Origin of the sequence: Flavobacterium sp. YO12 (genome assembly GCF_004119495.1) — a bacterium.
GTDB lineage: Bacteria > Bacteroidota > Bacteroidia > Flavobacteriales > Flavobacteriaceae > Flavobacterium.
The window spans coordinates 1-14539 of sequence record NZ_NRQU01000028.1; the positions used below are offsets into that span (position 1 = coordinate 1).

Annotated in this window: 14 protein-coding genes; 8 read left to right on the forward strand and 6 right to left on the reverse strand. The window is 32.6% G+C overall.

From position 1 onward, the window contains the following. Positions 1–186: 186 nt before the first annotated feature. The 6 genes from clpX to BOW55_RS10975 all read right to left on the reverse strand — a co-directional run bounded on the left by clpX (position 187) and on the right by BOW55_RS10975 (position 5981). Positions 187–1419, reverse strand: coding sequence for an ATP-dependent Clp protease ATP-binding subunit ClpX (gene clpX, locus BOW55_RS10950; protein ID WP_089054474.1), 1233 nt, complete (start codon positions 1417–1419; stop codon positions 187–189). A 189-nt stretch (positions 1420–1608) separates the two neighbouring features. Continuing rightward, entirely contained in the window at positions 1609–2283 is a 675-nt protein-coding gene (clpP, locus tag BOW55_RS10955) for an ATP-dependent Clp endopeptidase proteolytic subunit ClpP (protein ID WP_129024150.1), read from the reverse strand. A 332-nt stretch (positions 2284–2615) separates the two neighbouring features. Next, positions 2616–3938, reverse strand: a complete 1323-nt coding sequence (locus BOW55_RS10960) for a trigger factor (RefSeq protein WP_129024151.1) — start codon at positions 3936–3938, stop codon at positions 2616–2618. Between the two features lie 115 nt (positions 3939–4053). Continuing rightward, entirely contained in the window at positions 4054–4398 is a 345-nt protein-coding gene (locus BOW55_RS10965) for a phage holin family protein (RefSeq protein ID WP_129024152.1), read from the reverse strand. A gap of 52 nt (positions 4399–4450) precedes the next feature. Continuing rightward, complete coding sequence (locus tag BOW55_RS10970; protein WP_129024153.1) at positions 4451–5215, reverse strand: alpha/beta fold hydrolase; 765 nt, start codon at positions 5213–5215, stop codon at positions 4451–4453. A gap of 52 nt (positions 5216–5267) precedes the next feature. After that, the gene (locus BOW55_RS10975; protein WP_089054469.1) at positions 5268–5981 is read right to left on the reverse strand and encodes a pyridoxine 5'-phosphate synthase; all 714 of its coding nucleotides are present in this window, start codon (positions 5979–5981) and stop codon (positions 5268–5270) included. Positions 5982–6097: 116 nt separating this feature from the next. On the opposite strand from BOW55_RS10975, the gene BOW55_RS10980 reads away from it, so the two are divergent. The 8 genes from BOW55_RS10980 (at position 6098) to murI (ending at position 14538) form a co-directional block, all read left to right on the forward strand. Next, the gene (locus tag BOW55_RS10980; RefSeq protein WP_089054468.1) at positions 6098–6757 is read left to right on the forward strand and encodes a CBS domain-containing protein; all 660 of its coding nucleotides are present in this window, start codon (positions 6098–6100) and stop codon (positions 6755–6757) included. Positions 6758–6825: 68 nt separating this feature from the next. Beyond that, the gene (locus BOW55_RS10985; RefSeq protein ID WP_129024154.1) at positions 6826–7710 is read left to right on the forward strand and encodes an NAD kinase; all 885 of its coding nucleotides are present in this window, start codon (positions 6826–6828) and stop codon (positions 7708–7710) included. Positions 7711–7883: 173 nt separating this feature from the next. After that, complete coding sequence (locus BOW55_RS10990; protein ID WP_129024155.1) at positions 7884–8573, forward strand: DUF6089 family protein; 690 nt, start codon at positions 7884–7886, stop codon at positions 8571–8573. A 4-nt stretch (positions 8574–8577) separates the two neighbouring features. Then, on the forward strand, positions 8578–9318 hold the full coding sequence (locus BOW55_RS10995) for an isoprenyl transferase (protein WP_089054504.1): 741 nt from the start codon (positions 8578–8580) through the stop codon (positions 9316–9318). Next, entirely contained in the window at positions 9251–12025 is a 2775-nt protein-coding gene (locus BOW55_RS11000) for an outer membrane protein assembly factor (RefSeq protein WP_164975025.1), read from the forward strand. The genes BOW55_RS10995 and BOW55_RS11000 overlap by 68 nt, the downstream gene beginning before the upstream one ends. A 42-nt stretch (positions 12026–12067) precedes the next feature. Then, positions 12068–13090, forward strand: coding sequence for an OmpH family outer membrane protein (locus BOW55_RS11005; RefSeq protein WP_129024156.1), 1023 nt, complete (start codon positions 12068–12070; stop codon positions 13088–13090). Positions 13091–13104: 14 nt separating this feature from the next. Then, a complete protein-coding gene (locus BOW55_RS11010; protein ID WP_199170255.1) occupies positions 13105–13608 on the forward strand; it encodes an OmpH family outer membrane protein in 504 nt (167 codons plus the stop codon). 153 nt (positions 13609–13761) lie between these two features. Beyond that, positions 13762–14538 carry a glutamate racemase gene (gene murI, locus BOW55_RS11015; protein ID WP_129024157.1) on the forward strand — a complete coding sequence of 259 codons (777 nt, stop codon included), beginning with the start codon at positions 13762–13764 and terminating at the stop codon, positions 14536–14538. Position 14539 lies beyond the last annotated feature (1 nt).

Below are 14539 nucleotides of genomic sequence, written 5' to 3' on the forward strand. Positions count from 1 at the left end.
AAAAATTTAAACTAAATTTTTAAACGTTTACTAAATAATTAATTAAAATTTAGTTAGTATTTATTTTCTAAAAACAAATAAATTATCAACTTATTTTTTTATTCGATACTATTTTTACAAATTTTCAATCAACAAAAAAACCTGCTCAAAAAATGAACAGGTTCTGAAAAAATATCTTTTTAAGATTTAAGAAGCAATTTCCATACGCTTCAATAAGTTTTTACTCAAAGTATGTTCTGCATAATCTTTATCGATCGATAAAACTTTATCATCAGAACTTGGCAGTTCGTACATTGCATCTGTTAGGATTGCTTCGCAAAGCGAACGTAATCCACGAGCTCCTAATTTATACTCTAATGCTTTATCAACAATGAAATCTAATGCTTCATCTGTAATTGTAAATTCAACCTCATCCATTAAAAATAATTTCTGATATTGTTTTACTAATGCATTTTTAGGCTGTGTTAAAATAGCACGAAGTGTTTCGCGATCTAACGGATCCATATGTGTTAAAACTGGCAGACGACCAATAATCTCTGGAATCAATCCAAAATCCTTAATATCTTTAGGAATAATATATTGCAATAAATTGTCTTTGTCAATATTATCGACATTTTTAGAAGTTGAATATCCAACTGCTTGACGGTTTAAACGTTTTGAAATAATACGCTCCACTCCATCAAAAGCTCCTCCAGCAATAAACAAGATGTTTTGAGTATTCACCTCTACAAATTTTTGATCTGGGTGTTTACGTCCTCCTTTTGGCGGTACGTTTACAACTGTTCCTTCTAATAGTTTTAATAATGCCTGTTGAACACCTTCTCCAGAAACGTCACGTGTTATTGATGGATTATCGCTCTTGCGGGCAATTTTATCAATTTCATCAATAAATACAATTCCTCTTTCGGCTTTGGTTACATCATAATCCGCAGCTTGCAGTAAACGTGTCAAAATACTTTCAACATCTTCTCCTACATAACCTGCCTCTGTTAATACAGTTGCATCAACAATAGCCAAAGGAACGTCTAACATTTTTGCAATTGTTTTAGCAACTAATGTTTTTCCTGTTCCGGTTTGACCAACCATGATAATGTTACTTTTTTCAATCTCTACTTCGTCGTCTAATTGCTGCTGCATTAAACGTTTGTAGTGATTGTAAACGGCAACCGACATTACTTTTTTAGTTTGGTCTTGCCCGATAACGTATTGATCTAAGAATGCTCTAATTTCTTTTGGTTTCTTTAAAATTAAGTCACCAACAAGTTTTGAGCTTCCGCTTGATTTTAATTCTTCTAATACAATTCCGTGTGCTTGTTCAATACACTTATCACAGATATGTGCATTGATACCCGCGATTAATAAATTAGTTTCTGGCTTTTTTCTTCCACAAAACGAACATTCTAATACTACTTTTGCCATTCTTTATTTAAGTTACTAAGCTGCAAAGATACTAAGTTTCTAAGCTTTTTAATTTAAAACTTAAAAACTTAACTCCTTTACAGCTTAATCTTTATTTTTTGTTTCAAGTTTAATTTTGTTTCAGGTTTCATGTCAAGCTTAGTCCCGAGGCCTCGGGATAGTTCCTGCAACTTTCAACCTTAAAGAAAATTATCCTCTTCTTAATACTTCATCAATCATTCCGTATTCTTTTGCTTCGTCAGCAATCATCCAGTAATCACGCTCACTGTCTTTGTGTACTTTATCAAAAGTTTGTCCTGAATGATGCGAGATGATATTGTATAATTCATCTTTCAATTTCAACATTTCACGTAAATTGATTTCCATATCAGTTGCAACTCCTTGTGCTCCTCCTGACGGCTGGTGAATCATAACTCTTGAATGTGGTAAAGCCGAACGTTTTCCTGCCGCTCCTGCACATAATAAAACTGCTCCCATAGAAGCTGCCATTCCTGTACAAATTGTTGCTACGTCTGGTTTGATGTATTGCATTGTATCGTAAATCCCTAATCCTGCATAAACGCTTCCACCTGGAGAGTTTAAGTAAATTTGGATATCTTTTGAAGCATCAGCACTTTCTAAGAATAGTAATTGAGCCTGAACGATGTTTGCAATTTGATCATCGATACCTGTTCCTAAAAAAATAATTCTATCCATCATCAATCTTGAAAACACATCTAATTGAGAAATATTCAACTGACGCTCTTCGATAATATATGGAGTCATATTAGTTGGATTCATCGCCGCTATGATTTTGTCATAGTACATCGCGTTTACTCCTTGGTGCTTTGTAGCAAATTTTTTGAATTCTTTACCGTAGTTCATATGTATCTGTTCTAAGTTTTACTTTATTTAATGTATATATTCTTTTATCAAAGGTTGTACCTCTTTCTAAAGGATGTCAATTTGTCTTCTTTTTTAAGATACTAAGATTCTAAGCTGCTAAGATTCTAAGTTTTTTTTAAACTAAGAAACGTTCACCAACTGAAACCTGAAACAAAAAAAGAACGTCAATAGAAGAAAAACTTCCATTGACGTTCAAATATAATTATTTTTATCTTTCAGTTTCTGTAATAAAATCTTAATTTTTAGAATCAAGTTAATGAAGTCTTCTTCTTAACTTTTGACTTTACAACTCTCGACTTTCAGACTAAAATTTATTCTCCGTAAGAAGCAGCAATAAATTCTTCGTAAGTTACTTCTTTAGTTGTTGGATTTGCTTTTTCTTTAAACAATTCTAACAATTTCTCTGCTACAACTTGCTCAGAAAGTCTTTTCACCTCTTCTTGGTTAGATAAAACTCTTGCTACAATTCCTTGAACTTCTTCGTCAGTTGGGTTAGTTTGACCAAATTGAGCCATTTGCTGTTTGATAGCATTTGTTGTAAAAGCTTTCAAATCATCAAATGTAATTTGGATATTACTTTGAGCCATAGCTTTTCCTTCAATTAATTGAAAACGTAAACCTTTTTCAGATCTTGCGTATTCAACTTCAGCTTCTTCTGCAGAAAGTTTTTTCTCTCCAACAGTTTGTAACCATTTTTTAAGGAACTCAGCTGGTAAATCAAATTTTGTGCTTTCGATCAAGAAATCTTGAACGTCTAATAATAATTTTTGATCTGCTTGTTGTGCAAATTGAGCTTCAGCATCTTCTTTAATTTTAGATTTTAAATCTTCTAAAGAAGCTACTTTTCCTTCTCCAAAAAGTTTATCAAATAACTCTTGGTTTAATTCAGCTAATTCAGCTCCGTTGATTGCTTCGATTGTAAAGTTTACTTCGATATCTAAACCGTGAACATCATCATGAGATACTTTTAAGTAATCCATTAATTGGTGATCGTCTTCAAATAAACCTTTTGTGCTTACTGCAACAACATCTCCAACTTTTTTACCGATGAATTTGTCTCCAGCAGTTTTATTGAAAGTAGATAATGAAATTGTAGTTGTATTATTGATACCTTTTTCTTCGTTTGAGAAAGTTCCAGTTAAATCAGAATCTGCAGACACCACTTCTTGCGGGATTGCTTTTCCGAATTGTTTTTGGATACGCTCTACTTGACCGTCGATTAATTTATCATCAGCCGTTACGATATATTTTACGATATTATTTTTTGCTTCTAAATCAATTTCGAAGTTAGGAACTAAACCAATTTCATATTCGAAAGTTAGTTCTTCAGCATCCCAATCAAAGTTTTCGTTTTCTTTAGCAAGAGGAGTTCCTAAAAGATTTAATCTTTCAGATTGAACAAAACGCTCTAAAGCTAAATCAACTACTTTTTTAACTTCTTCTTGCTTGATTGCTTTTCCGTATTGTTTTTCAACAAGGTCTTTAGGAACTTGTCCTTTTCTAAAACCTTTAACGGTAGCCAATGGCATTTTTTCGTTTATTCTTTTTGCTACTTGACCTTTATAATCCATGTGAACAACGTTTAATACAATCGTTTCATTCACAGCGTCTATTGCTACTCTTTTAATATCCATCTTCTTCTTTAATTTACATAATAAAATTGGGTTGCAAAATTATAAAATTTTTGCAACCCAACCAAGTTTTTAATATATTGTATTTGAAGTGGTTTTTAAGTCACTTTAATACCTTTTATTTATCGTCTCCTACTATTTTATATGCAATAGATTGCAGAATAGATAATATAACACTAAACAATAAAGCTGTCCAGAGTGAATCAACTGCAAATCCTCCTACAATATTAGTGCACAACAAAATGATGACGGCATTAATAACCAATAAAAACAATCCCAAAGTAATCACTGTTACCGGCAATGTCAAAATAACCAATATTGGTTTTATAAAAAGATTCAATAATCCTAAAACCACTGCAACGATAATTGCTGTAGTAAAACTGGCCACATGCACACCCGGCAAAAAGTTAGCTATTAACAAAACCAAAGCAGCCGTAACAAGAAGTCTAAGTAATAATTTCATATCTTTTTCTTTTTAAATTTTAATAAAAGTAACACTTTTTTTATCAAAAAAATTACTCTTTTAAAAACGTTGTTGTCAATTCAAAAAACATTTTTGGATTTTCAGCATGAAGCCAATGCCCCGCATTTGGAATGGTTTCTAATTTTAAATTTGGAAAATGTTTTCGAATATCTTCAAGATCTGAATCCTGAATATAGCCTGAATTTCCACCTCTTATAAATAATGTCGGCTTAGCAAAAACCAAATTGTCTGCCAGCGGTTTTCCAATTGCATCCAAATTATTATTAAAAACAGCGAGATTAAATCTAAACGCTAACTGTCCAGGTTCCTTCCAATATAAATTTTTTAATAAGAACTGACGAGTTCCAAAGTCAGGCACATATTGCGCTACTATTTCCTCAACATCATTTCGACTTGGCTTTACAGAAAAATCAACCGCATTCAACCCCGCCAAAATATCTTGATGGTGCTGTTTGTAGAATTTAGGCCCAATATCTGCAACGATTAATTTATCTACAATCTCAGGATGTGTTGCCGCAAAAAGCATAGCTACTTTTCCACCCATTGAATGCCCGAGAATATCAATTCTGGTCAAATTATTCGCATTACAATATTCAAATACATCCTGAACCATTGCTTCATAACTCCATTCATCAGAATGAAAACTACGCCCATGATTACGTAAATCTAAAATATGAACCTGAAATCCTGCTTCTACATATTGTCCTGCAAGTGTTTTCCAATTGTCAGACATACCAAGAAATCCATGCATGATAATAAATGGTTTTCCTTCGCCTTCTATTTTTGAGTATAACATTTATTTTTACATTAAATATTTATTTATCCTTTCTAAGAGTCTTTTAGAAAACTTATTTCAATTTATTCAAATACATATTTACAACATTATCCAAACCAAGATAAAGCGCTTCTGAAATCAAGGCGTGACCAATAGAAACCTCTAATAATCCTGGAATGTTTTGTTTGAAAAACTGAATGTTATCTAAGCTCAAATCATGTCCGGCATTTATTCCTAAACCTAATTCATTTGCCAGTTTTGCAGCTTCAACATAAGGATCTATTCCTTTTTTATTTCCCAAATCATATTGATGTGCAAAAGCTTCAGTGTACAATTCAATTCGATCTGTTCCTGTTTTTTTCGCTCCTTCAATAACCTCCAAAACCGGATCTACAAAAATAGAAGTCCTAATTCCGTTTCGTTGAAACTCTTGAATAACTTCTGTTAAATAAGATTGATTTGCAATCGTATCCCAACCTGCAGAAGAGGTAATTGCACCAATTGCATCTGGAACTAATGTTACCTGATCTGGCTTACATTCAAGAACTAAATCAATAAAATTATGCTGCGGATTTCCTTCGATATTATATTCTGTAGTAACAATTGCTTTTAAATCGCGCGCATCTTGATAGCGAATATGTCGTTCGTCTGGACGTGGATGAATCGTGATTCCTTGTCCTCCAAAACGTTGAATATCGACAGCAACTTTTAATAAATCAGGAACATTTCCGCCGCGAGCATTTCTAAGCGTTGCGATTTTATTGATATTTACACTTAACTTTGTCATATAAATAGATAATTAATTCTAGTAACACTATATTTGTTACGACAAAAATACAAAGTAAAACGCAGCAGTTTTTGGTATTTTTTGATTATTTTGCATGAAATATCTCCAATTGATTTATGACAGAAATTACAAACTATATCACCAATGATTTCGGACCAATTGATGGTCAGGAAACTATAGCATCGGTTCAAGACTTTTTTGCCGAGGTAAATTTTTCTCATTTCCCTGTTTTGGAGGAAGGAATTTTCATTGGAAGTATTTCTTCTGATGATGTTGAAACTTTTGATTCAGATAAAAAAATAATTGATTACAAATATACTTTAGAACGTTTTTTTGCTAGAAAATCAATGATTTGGCTAGATGTCCTGGAAGTTTTTGCAAAAAACCATACTAATACTATTCCCGTTCTTGACGAAAACAACTCCTATGTCGGCTATTATGAAATAGAAGATATAATGAAGTTCTTTCAAGAAACTCCTTTTATAAAAGAGCAAGGCGGAATTATTATTGTTCAAAAAGGTCTTTTAGATTATTCGATGAGTGAGGTAACGCAAATCGTTGAAAGTAATAACGGAAAAATATTAGGATGCTTTGTCTCTGAAGCTGATTTAGAAAATGTTCAAATTACCATAAAAATAGGATTAGGTGCAATGAATGAGATAATTCAAACTTATAGAAGATATGGTTACGAAATAATCTCAGAACATCAAGAAGACACTTATATCAACAGCTTAAAAGAACGCTCTGATTATTTAGACAAATATCTCAATATTTAAATTAGAAAATGTTCTCAACTAAATAAATTATCAAATTAACACATTTCCTCATTATCTAATTAAGACGAATGAAAATAGCCATTTACGGACAATACTATCAAAACAGCACTGAACCAATTATAAAAGACATTTTCTTGTTTCTTACTTCAAATCATGTCGAAATTGTAATTGAAGAAAACTTTTTGGAAATGCTCTATGAAAAGCAGCTTGTCAAAAAAGAATATGCTACTTTTTCATCAAGTACAATTTTAGATGATAGCTTTGAGATGTTGATTAGTATTGGAGGTGACGGAACAATGTTAAGAGCTGCAGCTTTAGTTCGCAGTTCAGGCGTTCCGCTTTTAGGCATAAACGCTGGCAGATTAGGTTTCTTGGCGAAAGTTCAAAAAGAAAATATCGACAGCTTACTACAGTATGTTATCGATCAAAACTACACCACATCTGAACGAACTTTACTTGGTTTAACGTGCGAACCTAAAAATGATGCCTTTGCAGAACTTAATTTCGCAATGAATGAAGTTACAGTAAGCAGAAAAGATACTACTTCGATGATTACTGTTGAAACTCACCTAAACAACGAATACTTAAGTTCGTATTGGGCAGACGGCTTAATCATTTCTACCCCTACTGGCTCTACAGGATATTCATTAAGTTGCGGCGGACCAATTTTAACACCGGATGTAAAAAGCCTAGTCATTACTCCTATTGCGCCGCATAACTTAACCGCAAGACCACTTGTTATACCAGACGACACAGAAATTACATTGCGTGTTTCAGGCAGAGAAGATCAATATTTGGTTTCATTAGACTCTAGAACTTCTTCCGTAAAAAATGAATCGATTTTAAAGATCAAAAAAACTGATTACAAAATAAAAATGGTCGAAATACCAGGCGAAACTTTCTTAAAAACATTAAGAAACAAACTGCTCTGGGGCGAAGACAAGAGAAATTAACCCTATTTCTTACTGAACACTATACGATAATAGAACATTTTCTCGTTCTGCCTGTAGTGAATCATCATTAAATGTCTCAAATTCATATTGTAAATTGAAAAAAAAGCACATTTATGTAAAGGAACGTTGATTCGTATCGATAATTATTATATTTGCACGCAATTCTGAATTAAATGAAGAAAATTTTTAATTTATTGTTATGTTTTTTTCCCTTTATTACACTAAATGCTCAAATCAATGAGATTGGTGTTTTTCTTGGTGGAAGCAACTTTGTAGGCGATGTAGGAAGCACAACTTACATAAATCCAGATAGGCTGGCTTTTGGCGTTTTGTATAAATGGAACAAAAGCCCTCGTCACTCTTATCGAATTTCTTACACTCAATCTACAATCTCGGGAAATGATTTAGACTCAGATGAAACAGGAAGAAACGGAAGAGGATATCGCTTTGAAAATAATGTAAAAGAAATCTCTGCGGGTTTGGAGTTTAATTTTTTTGATTTTAATTTGCATGATTATCACAGAAAAATTACACCTTATATATACTCTGGATTAAGTTTTTTTATTTATGATGGATTGTATCGCTATAAGACAACCCAAAATATTACACAAAGTACAAACTCAAGCTCATTTGCAATACCAATGACACTGGGTATAAAATCTAATATAACATCTCGCTTTGTCCTAGCGGCCGAAGTTGGAGCACGATATACATTTACAGATAACATTGATGGCAGCAATCCAAACACCAGCAATGCAAACATTTTAAAATTTGGAAATTTAAACAACAATGATTGGTATGTTTTCTCAGGTTTAACGCTAACGTATACCTTTGGACAAAAACCTTGCTATTGCGCACAATAATACAATGAATTTAATAGACTCTATAGATCAATCAAACTTACCAAAACATCTGGCCATTATTATGGACGGAAACGGACGCTGGGCTAAACAACAAGGCTTCCTAAGAGCATTTGGACATGAAAATGGCACAAAATCTGTAAAAAAAACAATTACAACTTGTGCTAAGCTTGGTATCGAGTACTTAACCTTATATGCTTTTTCTACCGAAAACTGGAACCGTCCTAAACTAGAGGTTGAAGCATTAATGAAAATTTTAATCAATTCATTAAAAAAAGAGCTAGTTACACTTCAGGAAAACAACATCAGACTTAATGCAATTGGGAATCTTGAAAAATTACCAAAATCTGCACAAAGAGAACTGCTTGATGTAATTGATAAAACTAAAAACAACACTCGTCTTACTCTTACACTAGCTTTAAGTTACGGATCAAGAGAAGAATTGGTAAATGCCGTTAGAATCATCAGTGATAAAGTTAAAAATAATATAATTTCAATAGACGCTATTGACGATTCAATTATAAATGAGCATCTTTACACGCAAAATTTACCTGATGTAGATTTGTTAATACGAACAAGTGGAGAACATAGAATAAGTAATTTTTTGCTATGGCAGATCGCCTATGCAGAATTGTATTTTACTAATGTCTTGTGGCCAGACTTTAAAGATCAAGATTTATATGAGGCTATTATTAGTTATCAAAAAAGAGAACGTAGATTTGGAAAAACCAGTGAACAAATTAAATAATTTTTTAGTGTTACAAAAAAGAATACAAATAGTCTTTACCCTTTTACTTTTGGGTAGTTTTTCACAAATTAAAGCACAAGAAAGAGTTCCTTTTGATCAAGGAAAAAAGTATATACTAGCCAAAGTTTCTGTAGTTGGTAAAATTAGCTTTAACGAACAAACTGTAGTAACGTTTTCTGGACTTCAAACAGGTCAAGAAATAACTGTACCGGGAGAAGAAATCACTGGTGCAATTAAGAAATTAGGTAAACTTGGTCTTTTTGATGAAATCGCTTTTTACATTAATAAGGTTCAAAATGACAGTATTTATTTAGACTTAAATATTGTTGAACTCCCGAAACTTAATGAAGTTAAAATCACTGGTGTAAAGAAAAGCAAAATCGAAGCTTTAATTAAGGATAACAATTTAACCAAAAACAAAATTGTAAACGAGAACTTAATTACTACCACGAAAAACTACATCGAAAACAAATACAAAAAAGACGGTTTTTACAATACTAAAGTTACCATTACAACGACACCAGATACAATTGCTGGTAATCAGGTTAATATGTTGGTGCGTATAGATAAAGGTGACAAAGTAAAAATCAGCAGCATTGACTTTATTGGAAATAAACAACTTACAGAAACTCAATTAAGAGGAGCGATGAAAGACACGAAACAGAAAAATGTTTTCCGTGTTTTAAAAGCCTCTAAATTTATTCCCGAAAAATACAAAACTGACTTAGAAAAAGTTATCTCGGCATACAAAGAAAAAGGATATCGTGATGCACGTATTATTTATGACTCTGTTAAATATAACAAAGACAAAAATATGCTTGGCATTAAAATTAATGTCGAAGAAGGAAACAAGTATTACTTTGGAAATATCAAATTCTTAGGAAACACAGTTTACTCAGATCAGCAGTTAAATCGTTATTTAGGAATCAAAAAAGGAGAAGTTTATAATGGTGTAATGCTTGAAAAAAGAATTGCAGATAATTCAAAACCTGACGGGGAAGACATTACAAACTTGTACCAAAACAATGGTTATTTGTTCTCAAAAATCAATGCTGTAGAGGTAAAAACTGTAAATGATACTATTGATTTTGAAATTAGAATTACTGAAGGTCCAATTGCCTATTTCAACAAAATATACGTTACTGGTAACGACAAAACAAATGACCACGTAATTTATCGTGAGTTAAGAACTAAACCAGGAAACAAATACAGCAAAGAAGAACTAGTTAGAACAATTCGTGAAATTGGACAATTAGGATTCTTTGACCCTGAGTCTATCAAACCTGAATTTAGAAATGTTGATCCAGGAGCAGGAACAGTAGATATCGAATACCAATTAGTAGAAAAAGGATCTAGCCAGGTTGAACTTCAAGGAGGTTACGGCGGCGGCGGTTTCATTGGAACATTAGGATTATCATTCAACAACTTTTCGGCACGTAAATTATTTGACAAAGATGCTTACAAACCGCTTCCAATGGGAGATGGACAAAAAGTATCATTACGTTTACAAGGAAGTACTTATTTCCAAACTTACAGTTTATCATTTTCTGAACCTTGGTTTGGAGGAAAAAAACCAGTACAATTTAGCTCGTCTATCTCGTACAGTAAACAGTTTAATAATAATTATGTTACAAGAACTGTTGATAGAAGCCAAAGTTTTAATATTTTTACAGTGCAAGTTGGTTTAGCAAAACGTCTTACTGTGCCAGATGATTATTTCGTATTATCACAATCTGTAAGTTACCAGCACTATGATTTGAATAATTACTTTACTGGTTTGTTTACCTTTGGTAATGGAGCGTCACGAAATTTAGCTTACACTATTGGAATTTCAAGAAGTAATAAAGGGGTTAACCCAATATTCCCAACTTATGGTTCTGAGTTTAGTGTCTCAGCTAAAGTAACACCTCCATATTCATTATTTAATGGAGTAGATTATGCTAACTTAGGAAATGAAAAAGAATACAAAACAAGATATACTGGTACAACCACTACTACAGGAGCTGACGGGCAACCAATAAATCCTGGAGATTACACAAAAAGTGAATCTATAAATGGTAGTAATCAAACAGTAAGTGTGGGATCTGACTATGCAAATGCAGATACGGATCAAGCAAAAGTGGATCAGAAAAAATACAATTGGTTAGAATATTATAAAGTTAAATTTAAAGCAGACTGGTATACTAAGGTATATGGAAAATTAGTTTTAAGAACATTAACAGAATTTGGTTTCTTAGGTGCTTACGATCAATCTAGAGGTGTTGTACCGTTTGAACGTTTTTATTTAGGAGGAGACGGAATGGCACAGTATTCTATGGATGGTAGAGAGACTGTACAGCTAAGAGGTTATCCGAACAACTCATTGACGCCAATTATTGAAGACAAAACTAGTTCTAGATACGGGCAGCAAATTGGAGCAACTATTTACAACAAATTCTCAATGGAGTTACGTTATCCAATAACATTAAAACCATCTGCATCAATCTATGCATTGACGTTTTTAGAAGCAGGTTCTTCATATCCAACATTCAGGGATTACAACCCGTTCGATTTATATCGTTCTGCTGGAGCTGGTTTACGTGTATTCATGCCTGCATTTGGATTATTAGGTATCGATTTTGGTTATGGTTTCGATGCTCTGCCAGGATCTGTTACAAACAAAGCAAATGGCTGGGAAACTCACTTTATAATTGGACAACAATTTTAGGAATAATACGTTTGGTTAAAAATCATCGAATAAAGTAATGTTATGAGAAAACAATTTTTATTTATATTTTTAGCCTTGATTGTAGCTAATACAAGTCAGGCACAAGGCAAGACAACAAGAATTGGTTACATAGATATGGAATATATCTTGGAGAATGTTTCTGATTATAAAGAAGCAAAATCACAATTAGAGTTGAAAGCTCAAAAGTGGAAACAAGAAATAGAAACAAAAAAAACAAACATCAATACGCTTAAAGAAAATCTTAAAGCAGAAAAAGCTTTGTTAACCAAAGAATTAATTGATGAAAAAGAAACTGAAATTAAGTTCTTAGAAAACGAAATGCTGGATTATCAGCAAAAACAATTTGGAGCTGACGGAAATTTAATTCGACAAAAAGCAGCTTTGGCAAAGCCAATTCAAGATCAGGTATTTACTGCCGTTCAAGATATTGCAGAAGCTAAAAATTATGATTTTATTTTTGATAAATCATCAGATTTGACAATGCTTTTCAGTAACAAAAGATTTGATATCAGCGATCAGGTTATACGAATCTTGAACAGAACTGACAAAAGAGAACAGTTGACGAAAAAACAATTGAAGGATCAGGAAGTACAAGAAAGTAAAGAAAATGCCATCGATGAAAATCCTGCTATGGCTGATCGACAAAAAGTTCTAGATGAAAGAAAAGCAGCTAGAGAAAAGCTTATTGAAGACAGAAGACTAGAGCAGGAAGCTAAGAAAAAAGAGTATGATGACAGGCGAAAAGCAATACTAGAAGAAAGAGAAGCTAAAAAAAATGGCACGGTTTCTGAACCTGCAAAATCAACTCAGGCAGCAAAAACAACCGAAGCAGTTAAAACTGATGGCACAACAGCAAAACCTGCAGCAGCAACTGAAACAACAACAGCTGCACCTGCAGTAGATAAAGCTGCCGAAAGACAAAAACTTTACGAACAGCGTAAAAAAGAATTAGAAGAAAGAAGAAAAAAAATATTAGAAGAAAGAGAAGCGGCGAAAAAAGCAAGAGAAGCCGAAACACAAAAAACTAATACGACCAATAATTAATTAATATTTTAAAAATGATGAAACAAATCAAAACTTTACTAATTGCTGCAATACTAATTTTAGGAGCAAGTAACACAATGAACGCACAGGCGAAGGTTGCCCATGTTGATGTAAGCGACATTATGTCGAAAATGCCTGCTATGCTTGATGCTCAAAATCAACTGCAAAAATTAAGTGGTACGTATGATGCTGAATACAAAAAAATGGTTGATGAATATCAAACTAAAATCAAAAAGTACGAAGCTGAAGCTGCAACTGTAACAGAAGCTGTTAATGGAGATCGTTCTAAAGAAGTTCAAGACATGCAAAAAAGAATTGTTGACTATAGAGACAATGCTCAAAAAGAATTGCAACAAAAAGAAACTGACATTGTAAAACCATTAATGGAAAAAGTAAGAGCTTCTATCCAAAAAATTGGAAAAGCTAAAGGTTTCCAATATGTTTTAGATGGTTCTACTCTTTTATTAGCTGATGGTCCAAACATTACTGCTGACGTAAAAAAAGATTTAGGATTCTAATAAAACCGAATTCTTGAATTAAAACTGTTCAAATTTTTTAAAAAATTTGAACAGTTTTTTTTTACATTTATTTAAAATAAAAAAGACGTATCATTCGCAAATTACAATTAATTTCAACTATCATTTTGTTTCAAAAAATACTAAATTTGTACTATGACAAACGATAATCCTATAGGTGTTTTTGATTCTGGAATTGGAGGAACTTCAATTTGGAGCGCTATTCATAACTTACTTCCAAATGAAAAAACAATTTATCTAGCCGATAGTAAAAATGCTCCGTATGGTCAAAAAAACAAAGAGCAGATTGTTGCTTTAAGCAAAAAAAATGTTGATTTTTTACTGGAAATGAAATGCAAATTAATTGTTGTAGCCTGCAATACAGCGACAACTAATGCTATTCGTGAACTCCGTAATGATTATGACATTCCGTTTATTGGAATTGAACCTGCAATAAAACCTGCAGCCAATAACTCTAAAACACAAGTTATTGGTATCCTGGCTACAAAAGGAACATTAAACAGTGAGTTGTTTAATAAGACTGCAGAAATGTTTCAAAATACAACCATTATTGAACAGGTTGGTTATGGACTTGTTCAGTTAATTGAAGATGGAAATTTGTATTCTCCGGAAATGACACAGCTTTTAGAATCATACTTGCAGCCTATGATAGATGCAAACATTGACTATCTAGTTTTAGGATGCAGCCACTACCCCTATTTAATTCCTCAGATTAAAAAAATACTTCCTGAACATATTCAGATTATAGATTCTGGAGAAGCAGTAGCAAGACAAACTCAAAATATTTTACGCGATAAAGTAGGTTTTACAACAGCTCAAAAAAGCGAACCTATATTTTACGTTAATTCAAATCCAATTGTTTTAGACTCCATTTTAGAACATAAGTACAACGTAGTCCAAAAAGATTTTTAAT